Here is a 17,487-nt window from a genome sequence, read left to right on the forward strand (position 1 = left end):
TTCTCTCAGAGGGTGAGCGGGCGCTGGTTCTCGAACTCGTCGGTGCGGCCCTGGGCCCAGAACAGGTTCGGGGTCTGCTGCGGCGGCATCAGGGCGACGATCCGGCGGTGCAGGTCCGGGTACGTCGTGGCCGCGCCACTGGCCCAGACCTCGCGGAACCGCTGCGTGAACAGGCCGTTGCGGGTGCCGTCCAGGGACAGCTGGTTGTCCTGGCAGCCGGACATGAGCAGCACGCTCGCCGGGCCGGCCGGAACCGCGCGGGCGGCCTGTTTCGCCGCCCGGTAGACGTCGCGCCGCCCGGCCGCGTCGGCCGCGAGCACCTCGGCCGGCAGGTTGCGGGTGGTCGGCACCCGGGACAGGTCGACGCGCTCCGGCTCCACCACGGTCGACCGCAGCGCCGGCAGGACCAGTTCGGCCAGCCGGGTCTGCCGCTCGGCCGCCTCGGCGCCGAATGCTCGCGTCCCGTACAGCTCGTCGGCGACCGGCCCCAGAACGGCGTCGACCGCGTCACGCAGCCCGGCCGCCGAAGCGAGAACGAACGTTCTTTCTCGCTGTCCGTCGGCCGTCTCCTCGGTCGCCGCCGAATACGCCCGGTAGGCCAGGTCCACCGACCGGGCCACGGTGCCGCTGTGACAGCTGTCCGACAGGAACAGCACGCGCACACCCGGCCGGAACCGGGCCCACACCGCGCTCAGCTCGTCGTCCAGCAGCTGCCGGTCGTAGAGCACCAGCGTCTCGTCCTGCCCGTCCGGCTCCTCGCCGGTCGGGTCGGGCATCTGCGAGCCGTGCCCCGAATAGGTCAGGAAGAAGAAATCCCCCGCCCGCAACTCGTCCGCCGCGGCTCCGATCCCGGCCACCACGGCCTGGGCGGTGGCCTGTCCGTCGACCAGCACGGCCGGCGCGAACCCGCGCTCGACGGCCAGTTGCCGCATGTCGTTCGCATCATTCACACAGCCCTTCAGCTCGGGCACCCGGATCGGGTACGCGCCCGGGTCGACGACGTTCACCCCGACGTGCAGGGACCTCGCGGTTCTCGGGGAAAACGCGGCCATCGTGATCGGGCCGGCCGCCCCGTCCACCACCAGACCCTTCGCGCGCTGGAAACCGCGGACCGCGGCATCCGTACGCGTACCGAAAATGCCGTCGATCGGACCGGGATCGAACCCGGCCTGCCGGAGCAGCTCCTGAAGCCTCCGCACGTCGTCGCCCTGATGACCGCGGAGAAGTGTTCGAGCCATGATCGTTCTCCTTTCCGTTGGGGCGGCGCCACCCGGGGCAGCGCCGCCCGCGTTGACGCAGCGGTCAGTCGGTGAACAGCGAGATGATGTCCGGCACGGCCGACACCAGGGCCGGGATCGCCATGCCCAGCAGCGGCCCGAGGAAGCGGGTGGCCTCGTTCGGGTCGGTCAGCGCCACCGAGCGCCGGCCGCCGGTCAGCGCCTCGATGATCGACGGCGCGGCCTGCACGAGCTGCGGCACCACCGTGCTCAGCAGCGGCATCAGCCAGCGCGTCTGGAGCTCCTCGTCGTTGGCCGGCACGCTGCGGATGCCGGCGAAGAGCTGGCCGAGGACCGGGGCGGCCTGGGCCACGACCGGCATGACGGCCGAGAACAGCTCACCGAAGAACCGCTCCTGCACCTTCGGGTCGCGGGTGTCCTCGGCGAAGATGTCGCGGTTGTTCTCGACGATGCTGTCGATGATGGCCGGCGCGGCCTGCGCGACCACCTGGGCCAGCTGGCCGATCAGCGGGACCAGCCAGCGCGGCTGCTGACCCGCCACCGGGACCGGCGCCGAGGCCGGAGTCGTGGCGGGTGTCGTGGCCGGCACGTCGGTGCCCAGGTCGCGGCTGGAGCCGGCCGAGGCGGCCAGCAGCTCGCCGAGCCGCTGGATCACCTCCTCGGCGTTGGTGCGGGTGGTGCTGCTGTAGGCGTACGTGGTGGTCATCTCGTCCCCCTCGGGTCGGTGTTGCGGTCGATCTCAGGCAACTACCGATCCGGTCCCGGCCGTACGTGTCATCCGTCCCCCGGCCGACGGGACGATCCGGCGGCGATTCGGGACCGGCGGCAACCGTGCGGGGTTACGGTCAAGCCCGTGCAGGCGGTACGGGCCCTCGTCGTGGACGACCACCCGGTGTTCCGGCGCGGGCTGCGGTCGCTGCTCGCCGACGAGCCGTGGGTGGCCGAGGTCGGCGAGGCGGACACGGTGGCGGCGGCGGTGCCGGCCGCCAGGGAGGCCGACGTCGTGGCGATGGACGTCCGCCTGCCCGACGGCGACGGCATCGACGCCACCGCCCGGATCCTGGCCCACCGCCCGGAGACCGCGGTCCTGCTGCTGACGATGGTCGGCGACGAGCGGATCGTGCGCCGCGGGCTGGCCGCGGGCGCCCGGGGCTACCTGCTCAAGGACACCGATCCGGACGCGGTGGTGGACGCCCTGCGTACGGTCGGCCAGGGCGGGCTGGTGCTCGGCCCGCGCGTTCCCGCCACGGTGCTGACGGCCCCGGCCGCGACGGGTCCGCCCGCCCCGTTCGACCGGCTCACCGCGCGCGAGCGGCAACTCGCCGAGCACCTGGCCGGCGGCCGGACCAACGGTCAGATCGCCCGGGTCCTCGGCGTGAGCGAGAAGACCGTCCGCAACGCGGTCTCCGCGGTGCTGGCCAAGCTGGCCGTGCCCGACCGGCTCGCGGTGGCGCTGCTCGCCCGCGACGTCGGCCTGATCCCCGCCCCGTCTTCCGACGACCGCGTTCACCACCCCTTCGGCCCGGTTGTCGACGCCCGAGGTCACCACAGATGAGGGGGTACGCGGTGCCCGCCGCCGCCGCGACCGTGGTCGGGGCCGGGCTTGTCCACCAGTGGACCGGCGGCGGCCTGGTGCCGACCCTGTCCCAGCTCGCGCTGCCCGCGTCGATGGCCCTGTCCTACTCGTCGCTGGGCGCGCTGATCCTGGCCCATCGGCCCGGCCACCGGGTCGGCCGGCTGATGACCACGATCGGCGCCCTCGCCACCCTGGCCGTGCTCGCGGTCAGCTGGCCCTCGCTGGGGGTCGCGGCCTGGGTCGCGCAGTGGGCCTGGTGGCCGCCGATCGGGCTGATCCCGCTGCTGCTGCTGGCCTTCCCGACCGGCGGACTCCGGCGCGGGCCGGCCATCGCCCTGACCGTGACGGCGTTCCTCCCCGCAGTCGCGCTCGCCCTGGCCGCCCTGCCCGGCGGCCGGCCGCTGCTCGCCGGCGCGGCCCTCACCGGCCCCGCCCTGATCATGCTGCGGGTCGCCTGGCTGGGCATCGCGGCAACGGCAATCGGGATGATCGTCGTGCTGGGCGCCCTCGTCGCCCGGTTCCGCCGGGCCGCGCTCCCGGTCCGCCGCCAGCTGCTCTGCGCGGGCGCGGCCGGCGTCACGGTGCTGCTGGGCGAACTCCTCGACACGGCCGGCGTGCCCGTGGCGTGGGTGGCCGAAGGGGTGGCGCTGCCGCTCGCCCTGACCGTGGCGATCCTCCGGCTCGGCCTGTGGGACCTGGACGTGCACGTCAACCGGGCGCTCGTCTGGCTGGTCATGTCGGCCGGCGTCACCGCCGCGTACATCCTGATCGTCGGCGTGGTCCTCGGCCAGGGAATCAGCCTTCCCGTGCTGGCCCTGACCGCCCTCGTGGCGACCGGCTTCGAACCGGTCCGGCGGCTGCTCCAGCGGGCCGTCGACCGCCTGCTCTACGGGCATCGCGACGACCCGTACGCCGTGCTCTCCCGCCTCGGCCGGCACCTCGAGGAGGTGGTCGCTCCGGCCGCCGCGCTGCCCCGGCTGGTCGCCGCGATCACCGACGAACTGCGCGTCCCGTACGCGGCCGTCCGCATCACCGGCCACGCCTCCGCCCTGGTCGAACACGGTCGCCCGGCCGTGCCGCCGATCTCGTTCCCGCTGATCACCCACCGGCAGGAGGTCGGCGCCCTGCTGGTGTCACCACGCCAGACCGGCGGCGGCTTCACCCGCTCCGAACGGCGCCTGCTCCGCGCCCTGGCCCGGCAGGCAGCCGTGGCCGTCGACGCGCACCGGCTCACCCTCGACCTCCAGCGCTCCCGGGAGCGGATCGTCCTCGCCCGCGAGGAGGAACGCCGCCGCCTGCGCACCGACCTGCACGACGGCCTCGGCCCCGGCCTGGCCGGCATCGCCATGCAGGTGCGCGCCGCCCGCCGGCACGCCGACCCGACCGGCCAGGACCTGCTCGACCGGCTGGTCAGCGACCTCTCCTCGTGCAGCGCCGAACTGCGCCACCTGGTCGACGCCCTGCACCCGCCGGCCCTGGACGGCGGCCTCCCGGACGCGTTGCGGCTCGCGGCGTCGAGGCTGTCGTCGGGGCCACTCACCGTCACTGTGGACTGTCCCGCTTCGCTGGGGCTGCTGCCCGCCGCGGTCGAGGTGTCGGCGCTGCGGATCGTGGCCGAGGCGATCACCAACGCGGTCAAGCACTCGGGCGGGACGACGTGCTCGGTTGTGGTCCGCCGCCACCCGCCTGTGGATAACTCGGCGGAGTTGTCGGGCCCAGGCGCTACATTCCTGCCCACCCACAAGGGTGGGGGAGGCGGCGGTGGCGGCGAACTCGAGTTGATCATCGTCGACGACGGCGTCGGCCTGCGGCAGTGCGATGCGCAGCGCGATGAAGCCCGGCGCGGCGATGCGTATGGGTGCTCAGGGCAAAGCGCCGGCGGCGTTGGCCTCGGGTCGATGCGGGAGCGCGCCGAGGAACTGAACGGGACCTGCGAGATCGGTCCGGCGTCACCGCGCGGCACGCGAGTGGTCGCGCGCCTGCCGATCGCCCGCGACCCGGCGTCCACCGCGCGTGGTCCGCGTTCCACCGCCCGCGACCCGGGCCCCAATGCACGAGATCGGGGCTTCGTCGCGCGGGATTCGGCTTACGAGGAAGGGAAAAGCGATGCCGAAAGTCAGCTGGCCGGTCGTGGTGCTGTCGTCGAACGACCGGTTCCTGCACGTCTGCCGTGACGCCGCGGGGCTGCGTGAGCACATTGCCGCCGATCTGGCCGGTGGGCTGGCTCCGTTGAGCGGGCGACATACGGCGCTGGAGTTCTTCGGGGTCGACGGGCAGCGGCTCCAGCCGACCGTTGGGCCGCACTGGACGGTGGATGGCTTCGCGCCGGCGGGTCAGCGGGTGGCGGAGCGGGATCTGCTCGTGCGTATGGAGTCCGCCCTGCGCACGGCCGAGCGGATCGACCGGCGGCACACCGTGGGCGCGCTGGTGGCCGAGGGGCTGCCGGAGGCTGAGGCGCGGCTGGTGGCGGGGCGGGATCGGCGGCGGGTTCCGCGTACCCAGGGCAGCGTCGCCGATCAGGCCGAGCAGATTCTGGCGCTGCTGGACGAGGAGGTGGCGGATACCGCGGTCGCGTTGAACCGGGGTGGCTGGCTGCACACGGCGTGGCATGCCGCATTCGGCTGAGCTGCACGCGGTGGCGCGGGCCCGGCGGCGCCACTCGCCGGCGTTGCTCGCCCATCCGAACGTGATCGGTACGGCTGCCGGACCCCAGCTGACCGGCGGGCGGCCGACCGGGGATCTCGCGGTCAAGGTGTACGTGGAACGCAAGGTTCCCGGGCTGGTCGCGCCCGCGGCGGTTCCGCGCCTGGTGGACGGCGTGCCGACCGACGTCATCGAGACCGGCCCGGCCCGGGCGCTACCGGCCGGCGGCGAAGAACAAGGCGACGGTCAAGGCAGCGAAGAAGGCGGCAGGCAAAGCGGCGAAAGAGGCGGCGGAAAAGACGTGCTGGGAGGCGGCGACCGGGTCGGCTTCCCGGGCGACGAGGGCGGCACGATCGCGACGGTCTGCTTCGACGCGAGACCCGAGCGGATCGGACGGACGGGACGGACCGGGCCGACCGAGGGAAAAGGACGGATCGGGCGGCCACTTCTGCTCTCCAACCACCACGTGCTCGTGATGGCGCCGGGGACCAGGCTGCGCAACCGGCTCGTCCGGCCGCCGTCGCCGGATGACGTGGTGGGCCGGCTGGCCCGCGCCGCGCCCCTGCGCCCGGACGGCCCGAACCGGGTGGACGCGGCGCTCGCCCGGCTGGCGCCGGACGTCGAGGTCGAGACGCCCGAATTCGGGCCGGTGAGCGAGGCGACGCTTGCTCAGCGCGTACGCAAGAACGGCAGTAGCACCGGAATCACCGAGGGGCGGGTCCAGGACCTGGACGCCGACATCGTCGTCGAGGTGCGCGGGCGGCCGATCCGGTTCACCGGGCAGCTGGTGCTCGACCTGGCCGCGAGGCCCGGCGACTCGGGCAGCCTGGTCGTGACGCCGGACCGGGCGCCGGTCGGGCTGCTGTTCGCCGGCACGGACGCGTTCGTGCTGGCCAACCCGATCGGCGCCGTGCTCGCCGCGCTGCGGATCAGGCTGCCTTGACCATCCGGCGGTCGAGGTCGTCGACGTCGACGACCTGCTGGCCGAGCGGCCAGAAGGCGACCGGCACCAGCTTGAAGTTGGCGATGCCGAACGGGATCCCGATGATCGTGACGCACTGGGCGACGCCGGTGACGATGTGCGTGAGGGCCAGCCACCACCCGGCCAGCACCACCCACAGGATGTTGGCGAGCCCGGAGGCGACGCCGGCGCCGGGCTTGGGCACCACGGTCCGCCCGAACGGCCACAGCGAGTAGACGGCCAGCCGGCCCGCGGCCACCCCGAACGGGATGGTCACCACGAGCAGGAAGCAGATCAGTGCGGCGATGCCGTACGCGATGCCCAGCAGGAAGCCGCTGCCGAAGATGAACCACAGAACGTTCAGAAGGAATCGCACCAGCCCAGCATGACCGGACCGCGCATCAGGGTCGTCTCAGGGTCGGTAGTCGTCGTGCAGCACCACGCGCGACAGCTCGTACCGCTCCCCCAGCCGCCAGTAGTGCATCCGCCGCGCCGCCGGGGTGTCCCGTTGCAGAGCCACCCGCCAGCAGGTCGCGCCGTCGTCCCGCCGCCGGTAGGGGCTGCCCGCGCCGCCCTCCCGCAGCTGATGCGGCTCGCGTCCGGCCAGGTGGGGCGCCTGCCCGGTCAGCACCTCGACCACGACGGCGACGACCTTGGCCCGGCTGACCCCTTCGATCCGATCCAGCGAGGCGAGAAAATCCGGTCCCAGGGTGTACGCGGCCAGCGCCTTGTCGTCCCGCTCGGCGGCCGGGATGCGCCGTGCCCACTCCTGCACCACCTCGCATCGGAACGCCACCTCGGCGTCCTCGCCGCCGGTGGCCGGTTCCGGCCGGACGTGCGACGACTTGGCGTTCTTGACGGCGATCTGGCGCAGCCGGTCGGCGTTGCGGTAACGCGTCTGCCAGGCCTCGCGGGCCTGCGTCTCGCGGCCGAGCTGTGCCTCGAGCTCGGCGGCGCGGGCACGCAGGCCGGCCAGGTCGATGGCGAGGGCGGAGCGGGTGGAACGCTCGGCCGCCAGCTCGTTGGTCAGCTCGGTGACGCGGGCCCGCTCCCGGTCGAGGGCGCCGGGCGCGGAGGCCGCCTCCGATCGGGGTGGGCGGTTCCAGGGGGCGATGTCCAAGGGCGACGGACGTCTGGGCGCCGGGGCGACCGGAGCGAGAGCCACGGCCGGGGGCGCCGGGTCCGGCGGTGGCTCGATGGGCGGGAGCGCGAGCGGCGCCGGCGGCGGTGGGCGCAGCCAGGGCGGGCCGCCGTCCAGCAGCGCGGGCGCACGCACCGGCTCCTCGTCGTCGTCGATGTCGTCGAGCCGCAGCGCGTACGGTTCGACGCCGACGACCCGGCAGACCACCACCTCGCCGATCGTGAACAGCTCGCACAGCGTGTCGTTGGGGTTGGAGGTGACCGCGGCCCGCTCGGCCTCGACGACCCGGCCCGGCACCAGCCGGAGCCGCACGGCCTCTTCCGACACGCCGGCCACATCGGCCAGCACGACATCACCCACGGCGTAGTCGACCGGCGCCTCGGCCGGCAGGCTGCCCCGCACGTCGAGGCGTTTCGCGGCCGGGTCGTACACCCCGCGTACCACCTGCTTCTCGACCAGCACCCGATCGAGCCCCACGCCGGGCAGCGTGAGTTCCTCCCACACCGAGGCGGGCATGCCGTCGTCGAGCTTCACCAGCGCCCGCGAGCCGATCAGCCCGATCACCTTGGCCGACCGTTCGCTGAGCCCCGGCCGCGCCTGGGGTGTGAGCAGCCCGGCCGCGAGGGCCGCGGCCAGCGCGTCGTTGATCAGATGTTCGGTGATCCGCTTCCGGTCGGCCATCGAGTACGCGAACCGCAGCCGGCTGAGCGACGGCCGGGCCACCCACGCGTGGTCGACCGGATAGACGCGTCCGGCGCCGCCGTACACCTGGGTCTGCGGTGGCATCGCCCCGGTGAACGCCCAGGACACGTCGCTGGTCGGCATGAGCACCACGTCGGCCAGGTCACCGACCTGCGACTCGATCTCGTCGGGCGACCCGAACGGCTCCTCCTGCCCACCGGCGATCGTGAGCACCACGACGGGACGGGTGCGCCGCCCGGGCAGGGTGAGCCGCCCGGCCAGCGCCGCCGCCTGGTCCGCGGTCGTGATGAGCTCCACAGGCCGGATTATCGTCCGCTGCCGTCCCAGGTTGAGGGTCCGTTCGGCCAGGACCGGCCGTCTTCATCCGCGGGTGGCGACTCGGCCGACAAAGGTCGGATGTCTACCAGACATCGATCGTTGACATTCTCGAAGGATCGTTGGGCCGAGCACGGCGAGGTCAAAGGGCGCCGGCGCCTTCCGCCGACCGGTCACGCTCCGGTCGGGGAGGTCCGTGACCGTGCGTATCCCATAGCCGGGCGCGGCTCTTCGAAGACCAGATGGGTACGGGTGTTGAGCACGCCCGGCATGCTCTGGATCTCGTCGAGCACCAGGCGGCGGAGGTCGGCGTTGTCGCGCGCCCGCACCAGCAGGATGACGTCGAACTCCCCGCCGAGCAGCCCGATGTGCGCGACCCCCTGAAGCTTCAGGAGCTGGGCCCGGACCTCGCGCCAGTCGTGCTGACGCAGGTTGACCGTGACGTAGGCCGAGGTGCCGAGGCCGGCGGCGGCCGGGTCGACGTCGACCGTGAAGCCGCGGATCACCCCGGACTGCTGCAGACGCTCGACCCGGGCGTACGCGTTCGCCCGGGAGATGTGCAGGCGTTCGGCCAGCGTACGCATGGACATCCGCCCGTCGGCGGTCAGCTCGTCGAGGATCCGCCGGTCGGTGTCGTCAAGATCAGCCATCCGTCTCAGCACCCCTTCCCGAATGTCCGTTCAGGTAGACGATCGGCAACACTACCCGAGGGTACGAGCGACATGTTCTCGCGTTTCTCCCAGCTCTGGAGTTCATATGGCGCCGGCGAGAGCATGAGTCATGACACGTGACGCGGACCACCTGCTCCCCACGAGGGATCCGGTGCGGCTGTTGACCGAGGCGGGCAAGCCGACCGGGCTCCCGACCGTCGCGATGCCGCCGGACGAGGCGCTGGTGCGGGCCTACGCCGCGCTGGTGGCCGGGCGCCGGCTCAACGACCAGGCGTACGCGCTGGTCCGCCAGGGCCGCCTCGCCGTCTACCCCTCCTCGCACGGGCAGGAGGCCTGCCAGGTGGCCGCCGCCCAGGTGCTCGCCGACGGCGACTGGCTCTTCCCGACCTACCGCGACACGGTGGCCGCGGTGACCCGGGGCGTCGACCCGGTCCAGGTGCTCACGCTGCTCAAGGGCGACTGGCACTCCGGCTACGACCCCTACGAGCACCACGTCGCCCCGCAGGCCACCCCGCTCGCGACCCAGTTGCCCCACGCGGTCGGCGTCGCCCACGCGGCCACGCTGCGCGGCGAGCCGACCGTGGCGATGGCGCTCTGCGGCGACGGCGCCACCAGCGAGGGCGACTTCCACGAGGCGCTCAACTTCGCCGCCGTGTTCAAGGCGCCCGTGGTGTTCTTCGTCCAGAACAACGAGTACGCGATCTCGGTGCCGCTGTCCCGCCAGTCCGCCGCGCCGTCGCTGGCGCACAAGGGCGTCGGGTACGGCCTGCCCGGCGAGCGGGTGGACGGCAACGACATGGCGGCGCTGCTGGCCGTGCTCGGCGCCGCGGTCACCCGGGCCCGCAACGGCGAGGGGCCCCAGCTCGTCGAGGCGCACACCTACCGGATGCAGGCGCACACCAACGCCGACGACGCCGCCCGGTACCGCTCCGACGACGAGGTGGCGGCGTGGACCGGCCGTGACCCGATCACGCGGCTCTCGGCGTACCTGAGCGATCGTGGTCTTCTTCCCGCCGAGCGGCGGCAGGAGATCGACGAGGCGGCCGAGCGGCTCGCCGCGGTCACCCGGAACGGCATCAACCAGGATGTGACCCCCGACCCCGACGATCTTTTCGCCCATGTGTACGCGACCCCGACGCCACAACTTCGTGAACAACGCGCGTTGCTGACCGACGAGCTGGCCCGGGAGGCGTCATGACGCACGAGAAGCTGTCCATGGCGCAGGCGCTGAACCGGGCGCTGCACGACGCGATGGCCGACGACCCGGCGGTGCTGATGTTCGGCGAGGACGTCGGGCCGCTCGGTGGCGTCTTCCGGATCACCGACGGGCTCACCGCGGCGTTCGGCGAGCAGCGGTGCTTCGACACCCCGCTGGCCGAGGCGGGCATCGTCGGGATGGCGGTCGGGCTGGCCATGAACGGGATGCGGCCGGTCGTCGAGATGCAGTTCGACGCGTTCGCGTACCCCGCTTTCGAGCAGGTGATCTCGCACGTGGCGAAGATGCGCAACCGGACGCGGGGGCGGGTCGCGCTGCCGATGGTGATCCGGGTGCCGTACGCGGGCGGGATCGGCGGGGTCGAGCACCACTGCGACTCGTCCGAGGCGTACTACGCGCACACCCCCGGCCTGCACGTGGTCGCTCCCTCCAACCCCGCCGACGCGTACGCCCTGCTGCGTGACGCGATCGCCTCGCCCGACCCGGTGGTCTTCCTGGAGCCCAAGAAGCTGTACTTCGTCAAGGACGAGGTCAGGCTCACGGACGCCCGCCCGCCGATCGGCACGGCGGTGGTCCGGCGCGAGGGCACGGACGCGACCTTGATCGCGTACGGGCCGTCCGTTCCGGTCGCGCTCGAAGCCGCCGCGGTGGCGGCGCAGGAGGGCCGCGACCTCGAGGTGGTCGACCTGCGCTCGATCGTGCCGTTCGACGATGAGACCGTGTGCGCCTCGGTCCGGAAGACCGGCCGGGCCGTCGTGGTGGCCGAGTCGAGCGGGTTCGCGAGCGTCGCCTCGGAGATCGTGGCCCGGGTGACCGAGCGGTGCTTCCACTCGCTGGCCGCGCCGATCCGCCGGGTGACCGGCTTCGACATCCCGTTCCCGCCGCCGAAGCTGGAGCAGTTCCAGCTGCCCGGCGTCGACCGCGTCCTGGACTCCGTCGACGACCTCCAGTGGGAGCCGGTGTGAACACGTTCCTGCTGCCCGACCTCGGCGAGGGTCTGACCGAGGCCGAGATCGTGCGCTGGCTGGTCGCCGAGGGCGACGTGGTGGCCGTGGACCAGGCGGTGGTCGAGGTGGAGACGGCCAAGTCGGTGATCGAGCTGCCCAGCCCGTACGCCGGCCGGGTCTGCACCCTGCACGGCGCCGAGGGCCAGACCCTGGACGTCGGCAAGCCGCTGTTCTCGGTCGAGCCCGCCCCGGTGGCGGCCGAGCCCGCGCCGGCGGCCGCCGAGACCGAGCCCTCGTCGGCGGCCGCCGAGGCCTACCGCGAGGAGGAGAAGGCCGGCTCCGGCAACGTCCTGGTCGGCTACGGCACGGCTTCGTCCGCCGGGAGCGGCCGGCGCCGGAAACCCCGTACCGCCGCGACCACGCCGAAGGCCGCGCCCGGCCGCGCCGCGCGGGTCATCTCCCCGCTCGTCCGCAAGCTGGCCCGCGACGGCGGCGTCGACGTGACCGGCATCGACGCCACCGGCCCCGACGGCCTGGTGCTCCGCGCCGACGTCATGCGCGCCCTGGCCAAGCCCCCGGCGTCGTCGCCGGAGACGCGCATCCCGCTGACCGGCTTCCGCAAGGCCGTGTCGGCGGCCCTCACCCGCAGCCGCACCGAGATCCCCGAGGCCACGGTCTGGGTCGATGTGGACGCCACCGAGCTGTGGAACATCCGCGAGTCGGTCCGCCCCGGCCCCGGCATCCTGGCCTACCTGGCCCGGTTCACGATCGAGGCGCTCAAGCGGTACCCGGTCCTGAACAGCAGCCTCGACACCGAGCGCCAGGAGATCGTCCAGCACGACCGGATCAACCTGGGCCTGGCCGCCCAGACCCCGCGTGGCCTGCTCGTCCCCACCGTGGCCGGCGCCGGGTCGATGAGCGTGACCGGCCTCGACGAGGCGATCCGCAAGGTCACCGAGGACGCCCGCGAGGGCCGCCCGATCGACCAGTCGGGCACGTTCACGCTGAACAACTACGGCGGCTTCAACGTCGACGGCAGCGCCGCGATCATCAACCACCCGCAGGTGGCGATCCTCGGCTTCGGCCGCATCATCGACCGCCCCTGGGTGGTCGACGGTCAGATCGTCCCCCGCAAGATCACCCAGATGTCCTTCGTCTTCGACCACCGGGTGTGCGACGGCGGCACGGCCGCCGGCTTCATGCGCGCGGTGGCCGACGCCATCGAGAACCCCCTGGCCGCGATGGTCCGCTGGTAGGCGTCACCGCCAGTCGCGCGGGAAGCCCGGCCGCGGTGGTTTCGGCGGGCTGACCTTGCGGGCGGGGCCGGTCGTGTCGGTGCCGGCCGAACACCCGCGCAGGTCGAGGTCGAGCGACTTCAGCAGCTCGGCGGCGCTGCGGCCGAGGTCACGCCAGCTCGGTTCACGCTTCATGATCGTCCCCTTCGGTCGGGCTTCTCGAGGGTCCTGCTCGGTCAGTAGGTGGCCCGCTCATGTCGTGGACGGCCCCTATGGAGAAGGTAGCGTGGCCGGGGTCAGATCGCCGAGGTGGCGACCCGGCGACCTCAGCAGGATGACGAGCGCGGCGACCGCCGGGAGGGCGAGCAGCAGCAGAGCCGGCGTGATGCCCGCGGACGAGGCGATCGCGCCGCCCGCGAAGGCACCAACCGGGGCGCCACCCCACGCGACCATCCGGCCCACCGTGTTGACCCGGCCCTGCAGGTCGTCGGGGGTGAGCAACTGGCGCACGGTGATACCGCTCATCGTCGAGCAGAAACGGGACAGCTCGAACAACGACCACAGCACCAGAGCCAGGCCGAAGTACGGGTTGAGGGCCAGCGCGACCAGGGCGGCGGCCAGGGAGGCGTAGGCCACGGTGAGGACGCGGCCGTACCCGGCCCGGCGGACCAGGAAGGACAGCGCCAGGGTGGCGACCAGTGAGCCCACCGCGCGAGCCCCGAAGAGCAGGCCGATCCGGGCGTCGTCGGTCATCACGTGCAGCGTCCGCTCGGCGTGCACGACCAGCAGCGCACCGGCGCCGCCGAAGGACATGGACAGCCCGCAGGCGGCGATGGTCAGCGGGCGTAACAGCTCGTGTCCCCACAGGAAGGTGAGCCCGGTCCGGATGCGGGTGTCCCGTGGCGGCGTCTCGGCGTCGAAGCCGGCCAGGCTCGCGATGAGCGCCGCCGAGACCAGGTAGGTGGCCAGGTCGAAGGCGAGCAGCAGCACCGGGTCGGCCACCGCGGCCACCGCGCCGGCGATCACCGGGACGGCGATGCCGATGACCACGTCGGTCGACCAGGCCAGCTGGTTCGCGGCGGCCAGACGGTCGCGGCCGGCGATCCGGGCCTGCGCGCCCCACGCCGCCGCGTTGTTCCAGGCGAAGCCGGTGCTGATGCCGAACGCGGCGACCAGGAGATGCCACGTCTGAACGGTCCCGGAAAGGTAGCCGGCCAGCGGCACAGCCAGCGACAGGGCGCAGAAGCAGTCGGCCGCGATCATGATCAGTTTGCTGCTGTGCCGGTCGGCGACCGCGCCGGCGAACAGGCCGAACAGCAGGTAGGGAACGGCCTCCATCCCGGCCACCACCGCGGTGAGCGCGGCCGAGCCGGTGAGCCGGTAGGTGAGCAGCGGCAGCACGACGGCCGTGGCCACCGCGCCGGCCTCGGAGATCTCCCGGGCGGCGTACCAGCGGCGGAAGCGTGGCTCCGCGAGCAGCGACCTCAACCGGCGTCCCCGGCCATCACCCGCAGCAGGGCGATGGCGTCGTCGCGGCCGGCGTCCGGGATCTTGTGCCGGATCAGGTCGCCGAGGTGGGCGGCGACCTCGGCGCCGGTCTCGGCCGCGAGCAGGACGAGCACCCGGTCGAGGGTGCGCTCGGCGAAGTACGTCTGTTCCGCCAGTTCCAGGAACCGCGCGGCGCCGGCCGGGCCGTCCGCGAGCCCCAGCCGCCAGTCGATCAGGCGGCCGTCGCTGCCGGGCGCGGCGGCCACCTCGTCGTCGGCCTCGACCCGGCCGGAGGCGTACGCGTCGAAGACCGCACCGACCCCCACCATGCCGAACGGAGCGCACTCGGCCGCGCGCAGCGCGCCGACGCCCGATGACCCGTAGACCGTGACGCCCGCGTCCAGCGCACGCAGCACCTCCGTGGGTGTGACGCCCAGGACGTGCGGGAATCGGCCGTCCACGATCCCGACCGCATCCGGTGGGTGATCGCGGGCGAGCAGCCGGTCGAGGTCGCCGCGGGTGATCGGCGGCCGGTACTCGGCGGGCAGGATGTCGCGGGCAGCATCCAGGTCGAGGCTGGGACCGAGGAAGACGATCGCGTTCACGACGTCGGCCCGGCGGTCCGGCGGACGGCGTCGTTCCAGGCCGCGGCGCCGCGGAGGCCGAGCTTCGACCGGTCGATGTGCCACGACTCGGTGCCCGGCACGAGCACCCGCACCACGTGCGCCGGGATGCCCGGCGGCGACAGGTCGACGACGATCGCCCGGCCGAGGCCGCGATCGCGCACCCGGTCGAGCAGAAAGCTCAGGTCGGCGGCCAGATCGTCGGAAGGGTACGACGTGGGTGGCGGCACCGTGGGCGAGGTGATGTCCCAGACCCAGCCCGCGGGATCGTCCTCACCGAGGTCATCCCGGAGCCCCTGAAAGCGCGCGGCCCGGCCCTGAGCGCACTCGGTGATCGCCCGCAGCGCGGCGGTCCCGGCGTCCGGGTGCGTGCCGGCGCCGCTCGCGCGGGACTCGTCGCCGGCTGCCACGGCCAGGAACGTCGGGACCCCGAGATCCGAGGTGATATCGAGGAGCCGCAGCCGCACCCCGGCCCCGGCGAACCGTTCGGCCGTCGCACCGGCCAGGGGCGAGACGGCGCCCGGGTCGACGAGCCGGTGGTGATCCAGCCGGGTGGACGCGTCGCCCATGGCCGCCGCCAAGGCGCCACCCACCAGCCCGGCGAGCGTGCTGGCGTCGCGCTCCACGATTTCACAGAGGGCGTGGACGATCGCCTCCTCCAGGCTGTTTCCCGAGGCCAGGCCGTTGGTCGTGGTGATCCGGAACGGCGACGGCTCGTGCGGCGCGGTGTGAAAACCGGCTGCGGCGTACGGCACGAGCACCGGCGTGGCGCTGATCAGCTCCCAGCCCTCGACCCACGAGATCGGCCAGTCGTCCGTATAGCCCGGCGCAAGCGTCCAGCTGTCTCCAAGATGGATCGAACCGAGTCAATCTTGAGCTAATAGGTGGCCCGCCCGCCGCTGATGTCGTAGACGGCCCCGGTAGAGAAGGTAACCCGGTCGGAGGCCAGCCACGCGATCAGCTCGGCCACCTCTTCCGGCTGCCCGACCCGCTTCATCGGGATCAGGCTGGTGATGTGGGCCAGCGCGGCCGGGTCGGTGGAGGCGTTCATCGGCGTCTCGATCACCGCCGGCGCGATGGTGTTGACCAGCACGCCGGTGGTGGCCAGCTCCTTGCCCAGCGACTTGGTCAGCGCGATCACGGCCGCCTTCGAGGCCGAGTACGCGGACATGTTCGGGTTGCCGTCCTTGCCGCTGATGCTGGCCATGTTGATCACCCGGCCCCAGCCGCGCTCGATCATGCCGGGGACGAAGGCCTGGCACAGGTTGAAGGTGCCGCGCACGTTGACCGCGAACGTCCTGTCCCACCCGTCCGGCGGCAGTTCCCACAGCGGCCCGGCCGGCCCGATGATGCCGGCCGAGTTGACCAGGATGTCGACCGGGCCGACGTCCAGGGCCCGGATGGCCTCGGTCGACGTCACGTCGGCCACCACGTCGGCCCCGGCCGCGATGTCGAGCCGGATGACCCGGATGCCGTCGGCCGCGAGGCGGACCGCGGCGGCCGCGCCGAGACCACTCATCCCGCCGGTGACCAGTGCTGTTCTCATCCGGGCAGCCCGTCCATGCGGGCCAGCACCGAGAGCATGACCTCGTCGGCGCCGGCGCCGATCGCGGTGAGGCGGACGTCGCGGGCGAACCGGGCGGTCCACGTCTCCTCGAGGTAGCCCATGCCGCCGTGGAACTGCAGGCACCAGTCGGCGACCTCGCGGATCAGCCGGCCGGCCTTCAGCTTGGCCACCGTCGCCATCCGGGTGATGTCCTCGCCGGCCATCAGCGCCTCGCACGTCTGCAGGTTGTGGCTGCGCAGCAGGTCGACCTCGGCCTGGAGCTCGGTGAGCCGGAAGGCCACGTACTGCCGGTCGGCGAGCTTGGTACCGAAGACCGTCCGATCGCGGACGAAGTCGCGGGTGCGGTCCAGCGCGTACTGGGCCGAGCCGACCGTGGTGTACGCCGCGAACATGCGCTCGGTGACGAACTGCCGCATCTGCTGCTGGAAGCCGCGCCCGACCGTGCCGATCGTGTTCGCGACCGGCACCCGCACCTCGTCGAGCACCAGCTCGGCCGTGTCCGAGCAGTGGTTGCCGAGCTTGGCGAACGTGCGCGCCACGCTGAACCCGGGCGAGTCGGCCGGCACCACGATCTGCGACATGCCCCGGTGGCCGCCCTCGTCCGAGGTGCGCGCGAGCAGGCAGACCCAGTCGGCCTGGCTGCCGTTGGTGATGTAGACCTTCCGGCCGGTGATCACCCAGTCGTCGCCGTCGCGGACCGCCCGGGTACGCAGCCGGGACACGTCCGATCCGGTGTCCGGCTCGGTGACCGCGATCGCGGCGACCGCGGCGCCGGCGATCGCCGGGGCGAGGAACCGCGCCTTGAGGTCGGCGGTGCCGAGGTCGTGCAGGGACGGCGTGGCCATCATCGCCTGCACGCCGATCGCCATGCCGACGCCGCTGGCGTGCACCCGGCCGTACTCCTCGGCCGCGACCATCTGGAAACTGTGGTCGGCGCCCTCACCGCCGTACGCGGTGTCGTACTCCAGCCCCAGCAGCCCCAGCTTGGCGGCCTTCGGGAACAGCTCGTGCAGAGGTACGCGACCAGCCGCCTCCCAGCCGTCGACGTACGGATTGACCTCCGCCTCGACGAACCGGCGGACACTCTCCCGGAACGCGTGATGGTCCTCGTTCAACCGCATGAGCCGACGATGCCACCGGCGTACCGCGGAAACAAGCACGCTT

18 protein-coding genes are annotated in these 17,487 nt (G+C 73.0%); 7 read left to right on the forward strand and 11 right to left on the reverse strand.

The features are described 5' to 3' along the window. Positions 1 to 5: 5 nt before the first annotated feature. Together AB0O15_RS22975 and AB0O15_RS22980 are read right to left on the reverse strand one after the other, a co-directional pair. Positions 6 to 1,238 (reverse strand): caspase family protein, encoded by a 1,233-nt coding sequence (locus tag AB0O15_RS22975; protein WP_364321895.1) that lies wholly within the window; start codon positions 1,236 to 1,238, stop codon positions 6 to 8. Positions 1,239 to 1,302: 64 nt separating this feature from the next. Then, on the reverse strand, positions 1,303 to 1,944 hold the full coding sequence (locus tag AB0O15_RS22980; RefSeq protein ID WP_364321898.1) for a hypothetical protein: 642 nt from the start codon (positions 1,942 to 1,944) through the stop codon (positions 1,303 to 1,305). Between the two features lie 147 nt (positions 1,945 to 2,091). Between AB0O15_RS22980 and AB0O15_RS22985 the strand changes: the two genes are divergently transcribed. Genes AB0O15_RS22985 through AB0O15_RS23000 form a run of 4 tightly spaced genes read left to right on the forward strand, consistent with a single transcriptional unit; the run spans position 2,092 to position 6,400 of the window. Continuing rightward, a complete protein-coding gene (locus AB0O15_RS22985) occupies positions 2,092 to 2,793 on the forward strand; it encodes a response regulator transcription factor (protein WP_364321901.1) in 702 nt (233 codons plus the stop codon). Beyond that, complete coding sequence (locus AB0O15_RS22990) at positions 2,790 to 4,988, forward strand: histidine kinase (protein WP_364321904.1); 2,199 nt, start codon at positions 2,790 to 2,792, stop codon at positions 4,986 to 4,988. The genes AB0O15_RS22985 and AB0O15_RS22990 overlap by 4 nt, the downstream gene beginning before the upstream one ends. Next, positions 4,921 to 5,439 carry a hypothetical protein gene (locus tag AB0O15_RS22995; RefSeq protein WP_364321907.1) on the forward strand — a complete coding sequence of 173 codons (519 nt, stop codon included), beginning with the start codon at positions 4,921 to 4,923 and terminating at the stop codon, positions 5,437 to 5,439. The genes AB0O15_RS22990 and AB0O15_RS22995 overlap by 68 nt, the downstream gene beginning before the upstream one ends. Continuing rightward, complete coding sequence (locus AB0O15_RS23000) at positions 5,423 to 6,400, forward strand: hypothetical protein (protein WP_364321910.1); 978 nt, start codon at positions 5,423 to 5,425, stop codon at positions 6,398 to 6,400. The genes AB0O15_RS22995 and AB0O15_RS23000 overlap by 17 nt, the downstream gene beginning before the upstream one ends. Here AB0O15_RS23000 and AB0O15_RS23005 read toward each other — a convergent pair. From AB0O15_RS23005 to AB0O15_RS23015, 3 genes are all read right to left on the reverse strand, one after another. Beyond that, entirely contained in the window at positions 6,387 to 6,797 is a 411-nt protein-coding gene (locus AB0O15_RS23005) for a YccF domain-containing protein (protein ID WP_364322120.1), read from the reverse strand. The two genes, AB0O15_RS23000 and AB0O15_RS23005, sit on opposite strands and share 14 nt — an antisense overlap. A 33-nt stretch (positions 6,798 to 6,830) precedes the next feature. Continuing rightward, the gene (locus AB0O15_RS23010) at positions 6,831 to 8,558 is read right to left on the reverse strand and encodes a hypothetical protein (RefSeq protein WP_364321913.1); all 1,728 of its coding nucleotides are present in this window, start codon (positions 8,556 to 8,558) and stop codon (positions 6,831 to 6,833) included. 191 nt (positions 8,559 to 8,749) lie between these two features. Then, entirely contained in the window at positions 8,750 to 9,226 is a 477-nt protein-coding gene (locus tag AB0O15_RS23015) for an Lrp/AsnC family transcriptional regulator (protein ID WP_364321916.1), read from the reverse strand. Between the two features lie 130 nt (positions 9,227 to 9,356). Here AB0O15_RS23015 and pdhA point away from each other — a divergent pair, with 130 nt between their 5' ends. Genes pdhA through AB0O15_RS23030 form a run of 3 tightly spaced genes read left to right on the forward strand, consistent with a single transcriptional unit; the run spans position 9,357 to position 12,666 of the window. Then, a complete protein-coding gene (gene pdhA / locus AB0O15_RS23020; RefSeq protein WP_364321918.1) occupies positions 9,357 to 10,445 on the forward strand; it encodes a pyruvate dehydrogenase (acetyl-transferring) E1 component subunit alpha in 1,089 nt (362 codons plus the stop codon). 11 nt (positions 10,446 to 10,456) lie between these two features. Further along, a complete protein-coding gene (locus tag AB0O15_RS23025; protein ID WP_364322122.1) occupies positions 10,457 to 11,428 on the forward strand; it encodes an alpha-ketoacid dehydrogenase subunit beta in 972 nt (323 codons plus the stop codon). Continuing rightward, positions 11,425 to 12,666 carry a dihydrolipoamide acetyltransferase family protein gene (locus tag AB0O15_RS23030; RefSeq protein ID WP_364321921.1) on the forward strand — a complete coding sequence of 414 codons (1,242 nt, stop codon included), beginning with the start codon at positions 11,425 to 11,427 and terminating at the stop codon, positions 12,664 to 12,666. Before AB0O15_RS23025 ends, AB0O15_RS23030 begins: the two co-directional genes overlap by 4 nt. Positions 12,667 to 12,669: 3 nt before the next feature. Here AB0O15_RS23030 and AB0O15_RS23035 read toward each other — a convergent pair whose 3' ends face one another. The 6 genes from AB0O15_RS23035 to AB0O15_RS23060 all read right to left on the reverse strand — a co-directional run bounded on the left by AB0O15_RS23035 (position 12,670) and on the right by AB0O15_RS23060 (position 17,444). Next, positions 12,670 to 12,840 (reverse strand): hypothetical protein, encoded by a 171-nt coding sequence (locus AB0O15_RS23035; RefSeq protein ID WP_364321924.1) that lies wholly within the window; start codon positions 12,838 to 12,840, stop codon positions 12,670 to 12,672. Positions 12,841 to 12,915: 75 nt separating this feature from the next. After that, entirely contained in the window at positions 12,916 to 14,133 is a 1,218-nt protein-coding gene (locus AB0O15_RS23040) for an MFS transporter (protein WP_364321925.1), read from the reverse strand. Then, on the reverse strand, positions 14,130 to 14,738 hold the full coding sequence (locus AB0O15_RS23045) for a TfuA-like protein (protein WP_364321928.1): 609 nt from the start codon (positions 14,736 to 14,738) through the stop codon (positions 14,130 to 14,132). The genes AB0O15_RS23040 and AB0O15_RS23045 overlap by 4 nt, the downstream gene beginning before the upstream one ends. Next, positions 14,735 to 15,613, reverse strand: a complete 879-nt coding sequence (locus AB0O15_RS23050) for a YcaO-like family protein (protein ID WP_364322124.1) — start codon at positions 15,611 to 15,613, stop codon at positions 14,735 to 14,737. The genes AB0O15_RS23045 and AB0O15_RS23050 overlap by 4 nt, the downstream gene beginning before the upstream one ends. Before the next feature lie 20 nt (positions 15,614 to 15,633). Continuing rightward, positions 15,634 to 16,302 carry an SDR family NAD(P)-dependent oxidoreductase gene (locus AB0O15_RS23055; RefSeq protein ID WP_364321931.1) on the reverse strand — a complete coding sequence of 223 codons (669 nt, stop codon included), beginning with the start codon at positions 16,300 to 16,302 and terminating at the stop codon, positions 15,634 to 15,636. Next, a complete protein-coding gene (locus AB0O15_RS23060) occupies positions 16,299 to 17,444 on the reverse strand; it encodes an acyl-CoA dehydrogenase family protein (RefSeq protein ID WP_364321934.1) in 1,146 nt (381 codons plus the stop codon). The genes AB0O15_RS23055 and AB0O15_RS23060 overlap by 4 nt, the downstream gene beginning before the upstream one ends. Positions 17,445 to 17,487: the final 43 nt, after the last annotated feature.

This window comes from Actinoplanes sp. NPDC089786 (genome assembly GCF_040684855.1).
Lineage (GTDB): Bacteria > Actinomycetota > Actinomycetes > Mycobacteriales > Micromonosporaceae > Actinoplanes.

Coding starts and splice junctions, on each gene's coding strand:
- AB0O15_RS22995 (WP_364321907.1), top strand. CDS start 4,921: ATGCCGAAAGTCAGCTGGCCGGTCGTGGTGCTGTCGTCGAACGACCGG.
- AB0O15_RS22990 (WP_364321904.1), top strand. CDS start 2,790: ATGAGGGGGTACGCGGTGCCCGCCGCCGCCGCGACCGTGGTCGGGGCC.
- AB0O15_RS23015 (WP_364321916.1), bottom strand. CDS start 9,226: ATGGCTGATCTTGACGACACCGACCGGCGGATCCTCGACGAGCTGACC.
- AB0O15_RS23000 (WP_364321910.1), top strand. CDS start 5,423: ATGCCGCATTCGGCTGAGCTGCACGCGGTGGCGCGGGCCCGGCGGCGC.
- AB0O15_RS23055 (WP_364321931.1), bottom strand. CDS start 16,302: ATGAGAACAGCACTGGTCACCGGCGGGATGAGTGGTCTCGGCGCGGCC.
- pdhA (WP_364321918.1), top strand. CDS start 9,357: ATGACACGTGACGCGGACCACCTGCTCCCCACGAGGGATCCGGTGCGG.
- AB0O15_RS22980 (WP_364321898.1), bottom strand. CDS start 1,944: ATGACCACCACGTACGCCTACAGCAGCACCACCCGCACCAACGCCGAG.
- AB0O15_RS22975 (WP_364321895.1), bottom strand. CDS start 1,238: ATGGCTCGAACACTTCTCCGCGGTCATCAGGGCGACGACGTGCGGAGG.
- AB0O15_RS23035 (WP_364321924.1), bottom strand. CDS start 12,840: ATGAAGCGTGAACCGAGCTGGCGTGACCTCGGCCGCAGCGCCGCCGAG.
- AB0O15_RS23060 (WP_364321934.1), bottom strand. CDS start 17,444: ATGCGGTTGAACGAGGACCATCACGCGTTCCGGGAGAGTGTCCGCCGG.